Origin of the sequence: Pseudomonas sp. GW531-T4 (assembly GCF_017349615.1) — a bacterium.
GTDB classification, from domain to species: Bacteria; Pseudomonadota; Gammaproteobacteria; order Pseudomonadales; family Pseudomonadaceae; genus Aquipseudomonas; species Aquipseudomonas chlororaphis_I.
Map to the genome: position 1 here is coordinate 57,947 of NZ_JACMZT010000010.1, position 14,671 is coordinate 72,617.

A 14,671-nucleotide genomic window follows, 5' to 3' on the forward strand; every position below is an offset into this window, starting at 1 on the left:
GCGCCTCCCCGGCGCTTATCCGAACCCCCGACAGGCCCTGCCTGCCGGGGGTTTTCTTTTGCCCGGGAAAGCCACAGCACCACCGAATCCAAAGGACGGCACTTCGAGGACCAAGCCCTCCCACAACCTGTTGCAGACGACTTGCCAGAAGCCCCCAACGTCAGCTTCGCGGGAATGAACCAGCCGAATACAGCCCTGTGAGCCAGGCAGCCGTGACAGGACCGATCCACCTCCTCTGCCATATCCCTCATCGCGAGCAAGCTTCGCTCCTACAAAAGCGGGTCGTGGTCGATGAAGCTTGCGGGCACAAAAAAGCCCCTGCGATGAGGGGCTTTTTTTCAAGCGCTGTCAGCCAGCCATTATCAGGTCATCTGAATAATGGTCTGCATGATGGTGCTCTGGGTGGAGATGGTCTTGGCGTTCGCCTGGTAGTTGCTCTGGGCCTTGATCAGGTCCACCAGCTCGTTGGTCAGGTTGACGTTCGACTCTTCCAGGGAGTTGGACACGATCGAACCCAGGGTACCGGTCTGAGGAGCATCGTAGCCCGGCACACCCGAAGCGTAGGTTTCTCTCCAACTGGTGCCGCCTACCGGCTGCAGGCCTTGTTCGTTGGTGAAGCTGGCCAGGGAGATCTGCCCGATGGCCTTGTTCTGGCTGTTGCTGAAGTTGGCGAACAGGGTACCGGTGCCGTCGATGGTCAGGTTGGTGATCTGGCCAGTGGCGTAGCCGTCCTGCACCGGCAGCGAACGCGCGGTATCGGCGTTGAACTGAGTGGTGCTGGTCATGGAGATGGTCACGCCACCGGGATTGGCGCTGGCACCGTTGGCCTTCCACGTACCGTTGGTCACAGTGCCAGGCACCCAGCCCGCCAGGGTCAGGTTGTTGCCCGGATTAGGCGTAGTGGCAGGCGGCGTGATGACCGAAACCAGTTTGCCGGCGGAGTCGAAATTCATGGTCGATGCGACTGGAGCGGTAGCACCGGTGGTGGTCGGAGCGGAACCATCGAGGTTACGACCATCGACCAGGGTGTAGGTCTTCCAGGTGTTGGCACCGGTTTTCACCATGTACTGGTCCAGCTTGTGCTCGTTGCCCTGGCTGTCATAGATCGGTGTGCTGAACTGCTTGGTGTAGGTTTCCACCTTGGTCGGATCGAAGGCAAAACCTGTCACGCTCTGGTCGATGACCGGCGCGGTGGAGTTCAGGTTGATGGTCGAGGACACCGAGCTGGTGGCCTTCGGCGACAGGTTCGAGGTGTCGATGCGCAGGTCGGTCAGCACGCCGTTGACGATCTTGCCATTGGCATCGACCGCATAACCTTGCAGGCGGGCAGTGCCATCGGTGTTGGTGATGTAGCCGTCCTTGTCGGTCTTGAAGGTACCGGCGCGGGTATAGGTCAGCGAGCCGTTGTCGCTCAGCACAAAGAAACCCGAACCCTGGATACCCATGTCCAGTACGTTGCCGGTGTTGTTCACGTCACCCTGGCCGAACTGCTGGGAAACGTTGGCCAGACGCACGCCATTACCGATGGTCTTGCTGCCGGTGCCCAGCTTGGTGGCCGAGTAGACGTCGGCGAATTCGGCACGCGACGATTTGAAGCCGGCGGTCGCCACGTTGGCGATGTTGTTGCCGGTCACGTCCAGTTGCTTGTTGGCAGCGTAGAGACCGCTAAGGCCGATATTAAAAGACATATTCCACTCCTTGTGCCGCGTTAGTCGGCTCTAGATACCAATGGTTTGAACTTTGGAGAGCGCCACGGGGCTGCTCAGTCCTGCGAGGTTCAACATCAGCTCACCGCCGGTCTGGCTGATGGTGACGCTGTTGACCGTCGCTGGCAGGTAGGTGACCAGGTCGGTCGCCTTGCCATCGATCGTTGTGCTGGCCTTGAAGGTGTAATTGCCCGGATCGGCCTTGGTGCCGTCGGTCTTGGTGCCGTCCCAGACGAAGCTGGTGCTGCCGGCCTTCTGACTGCCCAGGTCGAGGGTCTTGACCTCCTTGCCATCCTTGTCAGTGATGGTCACCTTCAGACCGCTGACGCTGGCCGGAACCGTCACCGAACCGGTCATGCTCTTGGTGGTGTCGACCTGGGTGGTACCGGCCTGGACGATCACCGAACGCCCCACCAGGGACGAAGCCTGCAGGGCCTGGGACGACTTGTAGCTGCCAGTGATGGAGTTCACCGAGGTATTGAGGGTGGTGATCCCTTCCAGGGTGGAGAACTGCGCCAACTGGGCAACGAACTCGCTGTTGTCCTGCGGGTCCAGCGGGTTCTGGTTTTTCAGCTGGGTCACCAGCAGCTTCAGGAACGCGTCCTTGCCCAGCTCGTTTTTACCCTTGACGCTGTTGGTGGCCGCCGCCAAGCCATCATTGCTGGTGGTCGGAGTCTTCTTCGAGGAGTTCGCCAGGATCTCCTTGAGCGTCAGGCCACTGGTGCTATCGGAAACACTCATCTGAGTCGCCTCTTATCACTGACCGAGGGTCAGGACCTTCTGCATCATGGTTTTGGCGGTGTTCATCATTTCCGCGTTGGTCTGGAACGAGCGGCTGGCGGAAATCATGTCGGCCATTTCTTCCACCACGTTGACGTTGGGGTAGTAGACATACCCCTTGGCGTCGGCGGCCGGATGGTTAGGCTCGTAACGCGCCTCGAGATTGCTCTGGTCCTCGACCACACCCAGCACCTGGACGCCCTGACCGGCCGCGTCCTGGTTCTGGAACAGCGACTGGCTGCCGCCGCTTTGCGCGCCCTGGAACATGGTGGCGAACACCGGGTGGCGCGCACGGTAGGTCTGGTCGATGCTCGAGGAGACCGTCTCGGCGTTGGCGATGTTACTGGCGACGGTGTTCAAGCGAGTGGTCTGGGCACTCATGCCACTACCGGCAATATTGAAAACACTGGCGAGGGACATGGATTACTCTCCGCGCAGGGCTGACACCAGCCCTTTGAATTTGCTGTTGAGCAGCGTGAAGCTGGCCTGGAAGTTCACCGAGTTCTCGGCGTAGTTCGACTGTTCCAGTTGGGCATCCACGGTGTTCTGGTCGATCGATGGTTGCATCGGCGTGCGATACAGCAGCGACTCGTCGCCGCTGCTCAGGCCTTCAGCTTCGATGTGCCGGCTGTTGGTCATGTTCAGGGCAAAGGTGCCGCTCTTGGCTTTCTCATTCTGCTCGGCGAGCACGGCGGAGAAGTCCAGATCCCGAGCCTTGTAGTTCGGGGTGTCGGCGTTGGCGATGTTGTTGGCCAGCACCTCGGCACGCTTGGCGCGAAAGCCAAGAGCCTGTTCATGAATGCCGAGCGCTTTATCGAAGCTGATGCTCATGTCGGGAAACCTTCGACCAGATTTTTCGTAAGCTGGACATAGCAAGCCGCGTGCCAAGTGCTCGAACCCCGTAAATCAAGGCTTTGCGGGCAGCGGCAAAGCGGCAATGCCAGAAAAGCGGCAAGGCATTTCCGCGAAACGTCAGCAAAGCGGCAATGCAACGGTTGCCGCCCTGCGCCACAGAAGGAATCGCAGGCACAAAAAAAGAGGCCCGAAGGCCTCTCTTTTCAACAGCGACATTCCTACTTCGCCTGGTAAATGATCCCAGGGCTGCACTGGACCATCTGATAGTGGTCGGGCAATCCATTGAGCGCTTCGGACGCCCCGAGAAACAGGTAACCGCCCGGTTTCAGGGTGCTGTGAATGCGCATCAGGATGTCCTTCTTCACCTCGGCGGAGAAGTAGATCAGCACATTGCGGCAGAACACGACGTCGAATTTGCCCAGGCTGGCATAGCTGTCCAGCAGGTTGAACGAGCGGAACTCGACCCGGCTCTTGATCGGCGCCTTGACCACCCAGCGCCCCGGCCCCTTGGGGTCGAAATAGCGCTGCAGGCGGTCGGCCGACAAACCGCGACCGATCGCCAGGCTGTCGTACTCGCCGGTCTTGCAGTTGTTCAACATGGTCCCGGACAGGTCGGTGGCAACGATCTGCACCCCCATCTTCAGTTGCCCCATGTTGGCCTTCTCGAACTCGTCGATCGACATGGACAACGAATAGGGCTCCTGGCCCGAGGAACAGGCCGCCGACCAGATGCGCAAGCGCTGGTTGGGGCTGGCCTTGATCGCCTCCGGCAGGACCTTGTTCTTCAACACCTCGAATGGATAGGTATCGCGAAACCACAGGGTCTCGTTGGTGGTCATGGCGTCGACCACCATCTCTCGCAAACCGCTGCGCGGCTGGCTCTGGATGCGCTGAACCAGCTCCCCGAGGGATTTGATGCCTTGCTGCTCCATCAGTTTGTTGAGACGGCTCGACACCAGATATTGCTTGTTCTCGCCCAGCAAGATCCCACAGGCTTTTTCCAGGAACACCCGGAACTGTTCGAAATCCAAATTACCCGTAGACAATGATGCCGCCTCTTAAATCGTATGACCGCCGGGGATGGATATCCCTAGCTGTTATCTGCTGCTTTGATCCGGTCGACAACCCGGGATGCCAGGTCATCAGGACGAAACTTGGCAAGGAAGTCATCGGCACCGACCTTCTTCACCATCGCCTGATTGAATACACCTGACAACGAAGTATGCAGGATGATGTGCAGCTTTTGCATGCGTGGATCGTTGCGTATTTCGGCTGTGAGGGTGTAGCCGTCCATCTCCGGCATCTCGATGTCGGAGATCATCATCAGAAACTCTTCTTCAGGTTTCTTGCCCTCGTCGACCAGCTTGCGCAGGTAATCCAGCGCCTGTCGGCCGTCGTTCAGGGCCACCACTTCGACCCCCACGGTCTGCAGGCAACGCGTGACCTGCTTGCGCGCCACCGACGAGTCATCGACCGTCAGCACCCGCAGCGAAACCGCCTTGTGCTGAGTCTCGACATCCACCACGCCCACCGAAATGGTCTCGGGTGTCGGCGCGACCTCGGCCAGCACCTTCTCGACGTCGATGATTTCCACCAACTGATTGTCGACCCGCGTCACCGCCGTCAGGTAGTGATCGCGCCCCGTCCCCTTGGGTGGCGGATGGATCTCCTCCCAGTTCATGTTGACGATGCGCTCGACCGACCGCACCAGAAACCCCTGGGTCTTGGTGTTGTACTCAGTGATGATGACAAAGGGGTTGCTCAGATCCTGCAACCCGCCTGAACCGGTGGCCATCGCCAGGTCCAGGATCGGAATGGTCGCCCCTCGAATATTCGCGACACCGCACACCACAGGACTGGATTTGGGCATCAACGTCAGTTTGGGGCATTGCAGTACCTCCCGAACCTTGAACACGTTGATCCCATAGAGTTGCTGCCCATCGAGACGGAACAACAGCAGCTCAAGGCGATTCTGCCCTACCAGTTGCGTGCGCTGGTTCACCGAATCCATTACACCAGCCATGCCCAGACTCCCCAAAGCTTAAGTTCCGACGCGCGCTCATCGCTAAACGGCACGGCGCTTGCTTTTTAACTGTTATGAACGCCAAAACGACATTTTCCCGACGCCTGACATCAAACTACCGCAGATTGCTGTACGGGCTGTCGGCTTTGTTTTTTTTAAACCCTGGCCATCCTGCCGTTGCTGACTCGGTAACCCTGCCTGATCTACTTATCGGCGTCACTCAGGGGTTTCTTGAATTCACCGTAGAAGACTATTTAGCCACCAGTCAAACCCCGGGGCGCTACGAGATCCAGGTCAATCAGCTCGACCCGCGGCTGCGCATGCCGCACTGCGACAAGGAATTGACAGCGACCCTGGAAAGCCCGGCGCAACCGCTGGGACGCGTGACCGTTCGTGTGCGTTGCGACGGCGCCTCGCCCTGGACCGTATTCGTGCCCGCCCAGGTCAAGCTGTTCCGCGAAGTGGTGACCACCACCCGGCCACTCAAGCGCGCCGGCATCATCAGCCCCGAAGACGTGATGCTGCGCGAGCGCGATATCGGCCAGATCAATCAGGGTTATCTGACCTCGGTGGACCAGGCCATCGGGCAGAAGCTTGTCCGACCAATGGTCGCCGACCAGCTCGTCACCCTGGTTCACCTGGAACAGGCGGAAGTGGTGCGCAAGGGCGATCAGGTGGTGATCTCCGCCCGCAGCGGCACGCTGAACGTGAAAATGCCGGGTGAAGCCTTGTCCAATGGCGGCATGAGCGAGCAGATACGGGTCAAGAACCTCAATTCACAACGGGTCATCAAAGCGCGGATCACCGCGCCGGGACAGGTGGAAGTCGCGATGTAGACGACTGGCGCTGCGCACTCTTGCCCCCTAAACTGTGGCCCATGCAGGGCAATAGCGGCGCGTGCGGGCTTATCGATATTTGAAGCCTAAAGTTTTCCGGGGTATTGCCGAAAACAAGTCAAGCGTCCAAATACCCAGAGGTTTTTTACCATGGTCATCGATTTCAGCCGTTTAAACAGCTCTCCCTCACTCACCGGTAGCACGCGCACCAGCGCCAGCAAGGAAACCGGCGACGCCGACAAATCCGCGCCGCTGAACGCTCCGGCCGAACAGGCCAGCACCAGCGGGGAGTCGGTACACCTCAGCAATGAGGCTCAACAGTTGCAGAAGATCACTGACAAGCTGCGCGACCAGCCTGCCGTCGACAACGCCCGCGTGGCCGAGTTGAAGCAAGCGATTGCCGATGGCAGCTATAAAGTCGACAGCAACCGTGTAGCCAGCAAACTGCTCAATTTCGAAGCCCAGCGCTAGCCAATAAGGCCTGCGCCAGTTTTTTGGACGCTTAAAACCCAAGGCCATACATGCACGACACTAATTTGCTGCAACTGATCACTGACGACTTTGCTCCAGCTCAACAATTGCTGGAATTGCTGCGCACCGAATCCCTCGCCCTGCACGGTCGCGACATGCCGCTGCTGGAAGAGATTCTTGCGCAGAAGCAAGCCCTGATCATTTTGCTCGAGCAGCATGGCCGCAAACGCAGCGAAATCCTTGCCAGCCTGAATCTTCCCGCCAGCCGTGCCGGCCTGGAACAACTGGCCAGCCATTCTTCGGTTGGCGAGCAGTTGTTGACCCAGAGCGATGTGCTGACCCAGATGCTTGCCGATTGCCAGGCGGCGAACGAACTCAACGGTCGCTCGATCCAGGTTCAACAGGCCACCACCGCCAATCAATTGAAGATCCTCACCGGTGGCGAGCCTCCAGCCCTCTATGATGCCCGCGGCTCAACCGCCAAGCTGGCCAAGCCTCGCCCGCTTAGCCAGGCCTGACCCCAGAGATGAGCGCGCCCTATCAAGTCGTGGAGCATGCTGGCAAAATGCCGGCTCTTGCGTGTAGTCGTATTTTGTCTGGAGATTGATGAACCGTGTTCAATGCCGTAAACGCAGAAGATGCGCCGCAGCCACCCAAGGTGCTCACCACCCCCTTGGAAATCAACTCCACGCTGCGCTTGCTGCAAGACAGCCATGACCCGCTGATCATCACTTTCCACGAACGCAGCCAGCGCTTTCAAAGCTATCTGGTCGAGGTCGATCGTGACAGCAACATGATGGCCCTGGACGAAATGATCCCCCGCGATGGCGAACGCTTCATGCTCGCCGGCGAACCCTTTCGCGTCGAAGGCTTTCACGAAGGCGTGCGCATCGCCTGGGAAAGCAACGGCATCCCGACCATCGACGAATCCAATGGCGGACGCTGCTACCGCGGCACCCTGCCGGACGAGGTGGTCTATCACCAGCGCCGCAATGCCTTTCGCGCAGCCCTGAAGCTGGCGCAACTGGTCAACATCGAGCTGGGTGGCGAAAAACTCAAGGCGCCGATCGCCGGCAAACTGCTGGATATCTCCGCCACCGGCTGCAAGCTGCGCTTCGACGGTGACATCTCCAGCCGCCTGCAACTGGGCCAGGTCTACGAGCGTTTTATCGCCGCCCTGCCCTTCGGCAGCATGACCGCGCCGGTGGAACTGCGTTATCTGCACTACGAAGAGAAGATCGACACGACTTTCGCCGGCGTGCGCTTCCACAACATGAGCGGCCTGGTTCAACGCCAGGTCGAGCGCTTTGTCTATCAGTTGCAACGCGAAGCCCGGCGCTTCGACAAAGACGACCTCTGAGTTTCGCAGGTCGATAAAAAAACGGGCAGCCCCTTGCGGTGACTGCCCGTTTTTTTGTTTCTAGGGCCTGGCCCCACTGAACTGGTCCGGCCCCGGCTCTTCCGGTTTCACCACTGGATCCTCAACCTCATCCATGGCTTCTTCGCTCGCGACCGGGGGCTCGGCTTCCGGCGTGCTGCTCTGCTGCATCTGATCCTGCACCACCTGCTCGTCGACCCGCGGATCGAGCGCGGCCACCAATGGCGAACTGGACATACTGTCCGGCATCGCCACGTGATGCAGCGGCGCATCATCGACCTGATGCAGGTTGGTCACGGCTTTCGGCCGGATGCGCCAGACCAGTACCAGGGCAAAAAAACTGAAGAACGCATAAAGCATCTGACTGCCGAACAACTTCATCAGCACCCCTGCCACCAATGGCCCGACACTGGCCCCGACGCCATAGGTCACCAGCAACATCGCGGTCAACGAGACCCGCCGATCGCCTTCGACATGGTCGTTGGAAAACGCCACCGCCAACGGGTACAGGCAGAACTGCACCAGCGAACAGAGGAACCCCAGGGCGAACAGCACCTCCAGCGGCACCTGGGGCAGGATCGCCAACGGCAAAGCCACGACCGCCAGGAAGCAGGCAAAGCAGCGAATCAGCAGGGCCCGGTCATAACGGTCGGACAGCCACCCCAGCGGCCACTGCACCACCAGCCCGGCAAAAATGCAGCTGCCCATGAACAGGCCGACCTGCTCGGTACTCAAGCCCTGCTGGGAGGCATACAACGGCGCCAGACCATAGAACGAACCGACAATAAGCCCCGACCCGAGCACCGTGCTCAGCGACTGCGGAACGCGCTTGATAAAGAAGCGCGGTTCCATGGGCGCCGGATGCAAAGGCGCCGGGTGAATGCGTCGGGTCATGGCCACCGGCACCAGGCACAGGGCAAAACACAGGGCCACCAGCATCAGCAATTCAAGCCCGAGGGCCGGGTGCATGACCAGAATCAACTGCCCCAAAACCAACCCCAGATACGAGGCGATCATGTAGCCGCTGAACACCAGCCCGCGTTGCTTGGCGTCGGCCTGCTCGTTGAGCCAGCTTTCGATGACCATGTACTGGCACATCATGCCCAGGCCGACGATCATCCGCAGCACCAGCCAGGCCGGCAACCAGTCCACCAGGCCGTGCCCCAGCACCGCCGCGCCGACGATCCCGGCACAGGTGGCGTAGGCCCGGATATGGCCGACCCGGGCAATCAGGCGGTGGCCGATTTTGCCACCCAGCACCAGGCCGAAGTAGTTGGCCGCCATCAAGGCACCCACCCATAACCCGTCGACATGATCGGCGGCCAGGCGCAACGCCAGGTAGGTACTGAGTAGGCCCGAGCCGATCAACATCATCAGCGAGGCGAAATAAAGCGCTCGAAAGGATTTCCAGATTTGGCGCATCGGCGTTCCGAGCGGCTCCTTGAATTGAGTGCCGGGCCATCCGAACGATGGCCCGACTGCGACGGTTCGGTTAAGCCTGGGCCGCCAAGACGCGCCGCTCCCAGGGAGTTATTTCATCAAAGAAACTGGTCAACTCCATGGTCTTCGAAGCGACATAACCTTCGACGAACTCATTGCCGAACAATTCCTTGGCCAACTGGCTACGTTTCAGACGCTCGAGAGCGGCATGCAAGGTACAAGGCAAAGATAAACTGTCCGGCACGGCAAACTCACCCTGAATCGCCGGCGTCGGTTCCAGCTCGTTTTCGATGCCGTGCAAACCGGCCGCCAGGCTCGCGGCGATCGCCAGATACGGGTTGGCATCGGCGCCCGGCAAACGGTTCTCGACCCGCCGCGCCACCGGCGAGCTGGCCGGAATACGCAGACCCGCCGCCCGATTGTCATGGGACCAGCAGGCATTGTTCGGCGAGGCGTAAGGATGACACAGGCGCTGGTAGGAGTTGACGTTCGGTGCGAACAGCGCAGTGAAATCCGCCATGCCCGCCTGCAGCCCGCCAATGAAGTGGCGGAACATCGCGGTCGGCTCTCCGGCCTCGTCGCTGAACACGTTACGCCCGCTGGCCGACTCGACCAGGCTCTGGTGAATATGCATCGAACTGCCCGGCGTATGCGCCAGTGGCTTGGCCATGCACACCACGGTCAGGCCATGCTTGAGCGCCACTTCCTTGAGCAGGTGCTTGAACAGGAAGGTCTGGTCGGCCAGCAACAGCGGATCGCCGTGCAGCAGGTTGATCTCGAACTGGCTGACGCCCATTTCATGCATGAAGGTATCGCGCGGCAGGCCCAAGGCCGCCATGCAGGCGTAGACCTCACTGAAGAACGGCCGCAGGCCGTTGTTGGAGCTGACACTGAACGCCGAATGCCCGTCTTCGCGACGACCGTCCAGGCCAAGGGGTGGCTGGAAAGGCTGGGTCGGATCGGTATTGGGCGCAAACACGAAGAATTCCAGCTCGGTCGCCACCACTGGCGCCAGGCCGCGAGCGGCGTACCGCGCGATGACCTCCTTGAGCTGGCCGCGGGTGGAAAGGCGCGAGCTTTCGCCGCTCAACTCGTCCGCGTCGCAAATCGCCAGCGCACGCGGCTGCGAGCTCCAGGGCAGGCGATGAATCTGTTGCGGGTCGGCATTGAGCGCCAGGTCGCCGTCGTCACTGCCGTAGAAACGCGCGGGTGGATACCCACCCATGATGCATTGCAGCAGCACCCCGCGGGCCATCTGCAAACGCCGCCCTTCGAGGAAACCCTCGGCGGTCATCACCTTGCCCCGTGGCACGCCGTTCAGATCCGGAGTGACACATTCAATCTCGTCAATGCCCGTCAATCGCTGTGCGAGTGAACTGCGGCCATCGGTTGTCATGACTCAATCCTTGTTGTTGTACGAGCCGAGAACGGCGACCCGTACAAAATAGGCTCCGGCTGTTCGGAATATCAAGCAGCCTCGAACAAAAAGCCCTCGGGATCGGAGACACCACCGAAATGCGGCGAAGCCCCTACAAGCTCGGCAACCGCTTCAAGGCCGGTTTCAAGGCAGATAGAGACTGAACACACCACCACCCAGAGGCCCGCCATTACGGATCTCGGTACGCCCGCAGACACCATTGCGCTGATGCAGCGCGGCAATGCGCCCGGCGAAGTACAGCCCCAGGCCGGTGCTGCCGCTGCTGTGATTGATACCTTGCACGTAGTCGGCCTGGTTATCGATCATCTGCTGCGGATAACCCTCGCCATCGTCATTGATGGTCAGCACCGTCTGCCCGCCTTCATCGTGCACGCTGACCAGCAGCGCATGGCGCGCATAACGAATGGCGTTGTTGATGCAGTTGGCCAGCACCGAGGCGATCAGTTCCCGATCGAAAAAACCCAATGGGGTCAAAGGATCGACTTCATAGGTCGCGGCAATGCCGCGACTGGCGAACACATCCTGATGGCTGACCAACTGCGCTTCGATGAAGTCATCCAGTTCGTGGTAGCCCGGCTGCACCGGCAACTGATTAACCCCCAGCTTGTAGAGCCCCAGCAGTTGCACCAGCATGCCGTTGAGGTGGGCGAATTCGAACTCCATCACGCCCTGTTCCGGCGTGCCCTGCTGCGCCTGCGGCAATCTTGCCAGCCACTGGGCATGGGCCTGCATGAGCAGGGTCAGGGAATTCTTCATGTCGTGCACGGTAGAGGCGATCACCGTGGAAAAGTCGAGAGCCTGTTCGTGGGTATTCATTCGCCAAACGCCTTGCTTCGCAGCTTCTGATAACGCGGATAACGCGCGTCGGTATCGGGCATCAGGCCGACCATTTTCAGGCAGGTCCGGCACTCTTCCAGCAGCGCCGTATCCTGGGTGATGTCAGTGCCGTGCAATAACGACTGCGCCATGTTCAGGGCAATACTGATGTTCTTCGGTTGCATGGCCAGGGCCCGGCGGAACAGGTCCCGGGCCTCGCCCAGGGCGCCGGCCTTGTAACTGCGCACACCCTGGCGGTTCATGTCCGCCGCGGCGTTGGCGGAGTTGAGGATCGCCGGGTCATCGGTGAGCTTGGCGATACCCTCCATCACCTTCGGGTCGTCGCCGTAGATTTCCGCACAGTTTTTCAGCATCGACGCGCCGGCATCGGCCTGTCCCAGCATCTGCAGTTGCTTGGCCACCAGCAGCGCCGCTTCCGGGCTCATGAACTGTTCCATCCCGTCCAGGCGCAACATCGCCTGCTCGGTGAGCTTTTCCGCCGTCTCAGCATCGTTGAGCAACAGGCTGGTGGCCTTCATCAGGCGGGCGCGAATCTGCAACCCCGGATCGCTGGGGTTTTCCTTGGCCACCGCACTCAGGGTGCTGTTGATTTCCAGGCGCGTGCGGGTATCCAGCCCCCTTTCACTGCCCTTGCTGATCAGCGCATGCGCCAGGCCAAGGTTGCTTTCCGGGTCCTTGAAACGCGATTGCGCACCTTGCGATACCGCCTGGCGATAGGCCCTGGAGGCGGTCTCGAAGTCTTCGTTGGTCATCGCCAGCTTGCCCAGCAGCGCTTGCCGGCGCACGGCCAGCGGCGACAGGCGCACGGCCTCCTCCAGCACACTCTGGGCACGCTTGGAGTCTCCTTCGGCAAGCAGCACTTCGGCCATGCCATCGTAGAGCGCCGGCATCATCGGAAAGGCTTTCAAGGCCTTTTCGTAGATGGCCTTGGCCTGGGTCACCTGGCCACGCCTGAACAGCAGACGCCCCAGGCCGACATAGGCCCACGGCAACGGGCGATCCGCCAGAATGCTCTCATACAAGCGCTCCAGTGCTTCGTTCTGGTTCATGTCACGCAAGGCATCGGCCCGGTAGCGCAGGCACAGCGGCGAATAGCGCGGATCCTGCTTGCACAGGGCGATGCAAGCATTGAGCACCTCGAGCGGCTTGCCGCGATCGAGCGCCTGCAGGATCGGTTTGAGCAACGACTTGCGCTGCTGCAGCCGCTCCAGCCGCTGAGCCAGGCTGGAGCGGTTGAAAGGCTTGGTCAGATAGGCATCCGGCTCGTGCTCGAGGGCGCTGAGCACCATCGATTGGCTGGTCTCGGCGGTGACCATCAGGAATACGCTTTCATGACTGATCAGCTTGTCGGTCATCAGGTCTTCGAGCACCTGCTGGCCGTTCTTCTTGCCGTCGCCCAGGTGGTAATCCTGCAGGATGAAGTCATAGCGCTTTTGCGCACACATGCGCAGCGCCTGCTCGCCTGTATCGGCAGTGTCCACGTCCTTGACGCCCAGCTCACGCAGCATGGACCGGACAGAACTGCGGAAATCCGAGAAATCATCGACGATCAAAAAGCTTTTTTGGTGGTACGCCAGCATCGAAGATTCCAGACCCGTAAAAAAGATGAAGCCCGTGGCAACAGCAGGACACGCTCAAGGTCGTCACCTTTGTTGCACCCGGACAACGATAATGGCCACAGGCCATCAATGCATTCTACATCAACCCGCAAAAGCGCCCGTCTGCTCTCGCCGGGCACTCGGTCCATGGCCCCGCCATTTGACCTGCAACAACATCCATGATGGTTATCGGCCGATTCTGGCGTTCCCTTATAGATAGTTGCCAAAAGCCTTCGATATCCTTGCTCGCGCCGCCCGCCAGCCCCGGTTGCGGCAAACTCCATCGGGAATATCAGCCGGGCGGCATCAACTTCAGGCCAGCCACGCCGATACCTTGCAGACAGACAGCAACAGTCAAAACGAGCGCAACATGCAAACCTGTATCCAAAACCTCATCGACCAGGGCGCCCACATCTTTGGCGAGATCCTGGACGCTGACCGCACGCAGGCGCTGTACCGCGAGATGGTCGCCGCACGGGCCTTCGGGGCCGGGCTGTTCATGGACGAGGCTGAATACCTGGCCCAGGAAAACCACCTCAACGCCAACCCGAACAAGACCTTCAACTTCCTCAATGCCTTCGAGCCGCAGTTGCAGTTCATCGAGCAGGATCCGCGCCTCAGCGCGGTGCTCGATGAAGTGCTCGGCGCCGACTATGAAGTGGTGATCAAGAAAGCGGTGTGCGGCGTACCGGACTCATGGCTGCCGGACTGGGTACGGGAAAAGATCCGCGATGTGAATGTGGCGAACCTGGGGCCGTACATCAAAAAGCCCTTTCGCGACATCACCTACTTCCGCGGGATCGACTTTCATCAGGACATCATCGACTGGCCCCAGGGCCGGGTGGAACTCGACCCTTCGACCTTCCTGACCCTCTATGTGTACCTGCACGAAGTCACCGAAAACGACTCACCGCTGCACCTGATGCCCGGTACTCACCGTTTTGGCGCCACGTTGTTCCCTCATCAGTTGGAACATCAGGAACACGACCAATGGACCTACGCCGACGATCAGGGGCAGCAGATGGCCTGCCAGGATTACCGGCTGACGGGCGGACCGGGTTACGTCGGGCTCTGGCACAACTGCACCTTGCACGGTACGCGGCCGGTGGCCAATGAGTCGGAACAGTTCCGCCTGTCGTTGCGCTATCTGCTGGGCAAGTCCCGGAGTAACACCGGCAAGACCGCGATTGATACCATCAACGCCGCAATCCAGGGCGAGCTGCAACCGATAAGGACCCGACGCGACCTGAACGCCAAGGGTATCGCCCAGATCAAGGGCAACATCATCAATAACAATGGCTAGCGTCAC

Annotated in this window: 15 protein-coding genes; 5 read left to right on the forward strand and 10 right to left on the reverse strand. The window is 60.1% G+C overall.

Annotated features, from left to right (window positions below; translation table 11 throughout):
• Positions 1-362 precede the first annotated feature (362 nt).
• The 6 genes from flgE to J4D28_RS10520 form a co-directional block, all read right to left on the reverse strand.
• The gene (flgE, locus tag J4D28_RS10495) at positions 363-1,688 is read right to left on the reverse strand and encodes a flagellar hook protein FlgE (RefSeq protein ID WP_009050299.1); all 1,326 of its coding nucleotides are present in this window, start codon (positions 1,686-1,688) and stop codon (positions 363-365) included.
• Between the two features lie 30 nt (positions 1,689-1,718).
• On the reverse strand, positions 1,719-2,447 hold the full coding sequence (gene flgD / locus J4D28_RS10500) for a flagellar hook assembly protein FlgD (protein WP_009050300.1): 729 nt from the start codon (positions 2,445-2,447) through the stop codon (positions 1,719-1,721).
• A 15-nt stretch (positions 2,448-2,462) separates the two neighbouring features.
• The gene (gene flgC / locus J4D28_RS10505) at positions 2,463-2,906 is read right to left on the reverse strand and encodes a flagellar basal body rod protein FlgC (protein ID WP_009050301.1); all 444 of its coding nucleotides are present in this window, start codon (positions 2,904-2,906) and stop codon (positions 2,463-2,465) included.
• A 3-nt stretch (positions 2,907-2,909) separates the two neighbouring features.
• Positions 2,910-3,317, reverse strand: coding sequence for a flagellar basal body rod protein FlgB (flgB, locus tag J4D28_RS10510; protein ID WP_009050302.1), 408 nt, complete (start codon positions 3,315-3,317; stop codon positions 2,910-2,912).
• Positions 3,318-3,559: 242 nt separating this feature from the next.
• Positions 3,560-4,387, reverse strand: coding sequence for a protein-glutamate O-methyltransferase CheR (gene cheR, locus J4D28_RS10515; RefSeq protein WP_009050303.1), 828 nt, complete (start codon positions 4,385-4,387; stop codon positions 3,560-3,562).
• Positions 4,388-4,431: 44 nt separating this feature from the next.
• Positions 4,432-5,364, reverse strand: a complete 933-nt coding sequence (locus tag J4D28_RS10520; RefSeq protein WP_007921626.1) for a chemotaxis protein CheV — start codon at positions 5,362-5,364, stop codon at positions 4,432-4,434.
• A 74-nt stretch (positions 5,365-5,438) separates the two neighbouring features.
• Between J4D28_RS10520 and flgA the strand changes: the two genes are divergently transcribed.
• From flgA to J4D28_RS10540, 4 genes are all read left to right on the forward strand, one after another.
• On the forward strand, positions 5,439-6,200 hold the full coding sequence (flgA, locus tag J4D28_RS10525) for a flagellar basal body P-ring formation chaperone FlgA (protein ID WP_009050304.1): 762 nt from the start codon (positions 5,439-5,441) through the stop codon (positions 6,198-6,200).
• 150 nt (positions 6,201-6,350) lie between these two features.
• Positions 6,351-6,671, forward strand: coding sequence for a flagellar biosynthesis anti-sigma factor FlgM (flgM, locus tag J4D28_RS10530; protein WP_009045139.1), 321 nt, complete (start codon positions 6,351-6,353; stop codon positions 6,669-6,671).
• A gap of 50 nt (positions 6,672-6,721) precedes the next feature.
• Positions 6,722-7,189 (forward strand): flagella synthesis protein FlgN, encoded by a 468-nt coding sequence (locus tag J4D28_RS10535; protein ID WP_009050305.1) that lies wholly within the window; start codon positions 6,722-6,724, stop codon positions 7,187-7,189.
• Between the two features lie 95 nt (positions 7,190-7,284).
• Entirely contained in the window at positions 7,285-8,031 is a 747-nt protein-coding gene (locus tag J4D28_RS10540) for a flagellar brake protein (RefSeq protein ID WP_009050306.1), read from the forward strand.
• A 60-nt stretch (positions 8,032-8,091) separates the two neighbouring features.
• Here the strand turns inward: J4D28_RS10540 and J4D28_RS10545 are convergent, their stop codons facing one another.
• The 4 genes from J4D28_RS10545 to J4D28_RS10560 form a co-directional block, all read right to left on the reverse strand.
• Positions 8,092-9,471 carry an MFS transporter gene (locus J4D28_RS10545; protein ID WP_009050307.1) on the reverse strand — a complete coding sequence of 460 codons (1,380 nt, stop codon included), beginning with the start codon at positions 9,469-9,471 and terminating at the stop codon, positions 8,092-8,094.
• A 70-nt stretch (positions 9,472-9,541) separates the two neighbouring features.
• A complete protein-coding gene (locus J4D28_RS10550; protein WP_177477867.1) occupies positions 9,542-10,783 on the reverse strand; it encodes a glutamine synthetase family protein in 1,242 nt (413 codons plus the stop codon).
• A gap of 267 nt (positions 10,784-11,050) precedes the next feature.
• The gene (locus J4D28_RS10555) at positions 11,051-11,743 is read right to left on the reverse strand and encodes a sensor histidine kinase KdpD (protein ID WP_009050309.1); all 693 of its coding nucleotides are present in this window, start codon (positions 11,741-11,743) and stop codon (positions 11,051-11,053) included.
• The gene (locus tag J4D28_RS10560; RefSeq protein WP_103330921.1) at positions 11,740-13,344 is read right to left on the reverse strand and encodes a tetratricopeptide repeat-containing response regulator; all 1,605 of its coding nucleotides are present in this window, start codon (positions 13,342-13,344) and stop codon (positions 11,740-11,742) included. The genes J4D28_RS10555 and J4D28_RS10560 overlap by 4 nt, the downstream gene beginning before the upstream one ends.
• Positions 13,345-13,732: 388 nt before the next feature.
• Between J4D28_RS10560 and J4D28_RS10565 the strand changes: the two genes are divergently transcribed.
• Positions 13,733-14,665: a phytanoyl-CoA dioxygenase family protein gene (locus tag J4D28_RS10565; protein WP_009050311.1), complete on the forward strand. Its 933-nt coding sequence runs from the start codon at positions 13,733-13,735 to the stop codon at positions 14,663-14,665.
• Positions 14,666-14,671 lie beyond the last annotated feature (6 nt).

Bases quoted from the DNA above. Each gene is read 5' to 3' on its own strand.
- flgE (WP_009050299.1), bottom strand. From the start codon at position 1,688: ATGTCTTTTAATATCGGCCTTAGCGGTCTCTACGCTGCCAACAAGCAA.
- flgD (WP_009050300.1), bottom strand. From the start codon at position 2,447: ATGAGTGTTTCCGATAGCACCAGTGGCCTGACGCTCAAGGAGATCCTG.
- flgC (WP_009050301.1), bottom strand. From the start codon at position 2,906: ATGTCCCTCGCCAGTGTTTTCAATATTGCCGGTAGTGGCATGAGTGCC.
- flgB (WP_009050302.1), bottom strand. From the start codon at position 3,317: ATGAGCATCAGCTTCGATAAAGCGCTCGGCATTCATGAACAGGCTCTT.
- J4D28_RS10520 (WP_007921626.1), bottom strand. From the start codon at position 5,364: ATGGCTGGTGTAATGGATTCGGTGAACCAGCGCACGCAACTGGTAGGG.
- flgA (WP_009050304.1), top strand. From the start codon at position 5,439: ATGAACGCCAAAACGACATTTTCCCGACGCCTGACATCAAACTACCGC.
- flgM (WP_009045139.1), top strand. From the start codon at position 6,351: ATGGTCATCGATTTCAGCCGTTTAAACAGCTCTCCCTCACTCACCGGT.
- J4D28_RS10535 (WP_009050305.1), top strand. From the start codon at position 6,722: ATGCACGACACTAATTTGCTGCAACTGATCACTGACGACTTTGCTCCA.
- J4D28_RS10545 (WP_009050307.1), bottom strand. From the start codon at position 9,471: ATGCGCCAAATCTGGAAATCCTTTCGAGCGCTTTATTTCGCCTCGCTG.
- J4D28_RS10550 (WP_177477867.1), bottom strand. From the start codon at position 10,783: ATGACCGCCGAGGGTTTCCTCGAAGGGCGGCGTTTGCAGATGGCCCGC.
- J4D28_RS10555 (WP_009050309.1), bottom strand. From the start codon at position 11,743: ATGAATACCCACGAACAGGCTCTCGACTTTTCCACGGTGATCGCCTCT.
- J4D28_RS10560 (WP_103330921.1), bottom strand. From the start codon at position 13,344: ATGCTGGCGTACCACCAAAAAAGCTTTTTGATCGTCGATGATTTCTCG.
- J4D28_RS10565 (WP_009050311.1), top strand. From the start codon at position 13,733: ATGCAAACCTGTATCCAAAACCTCATCGACCAGGGCGCCCACATCTTT.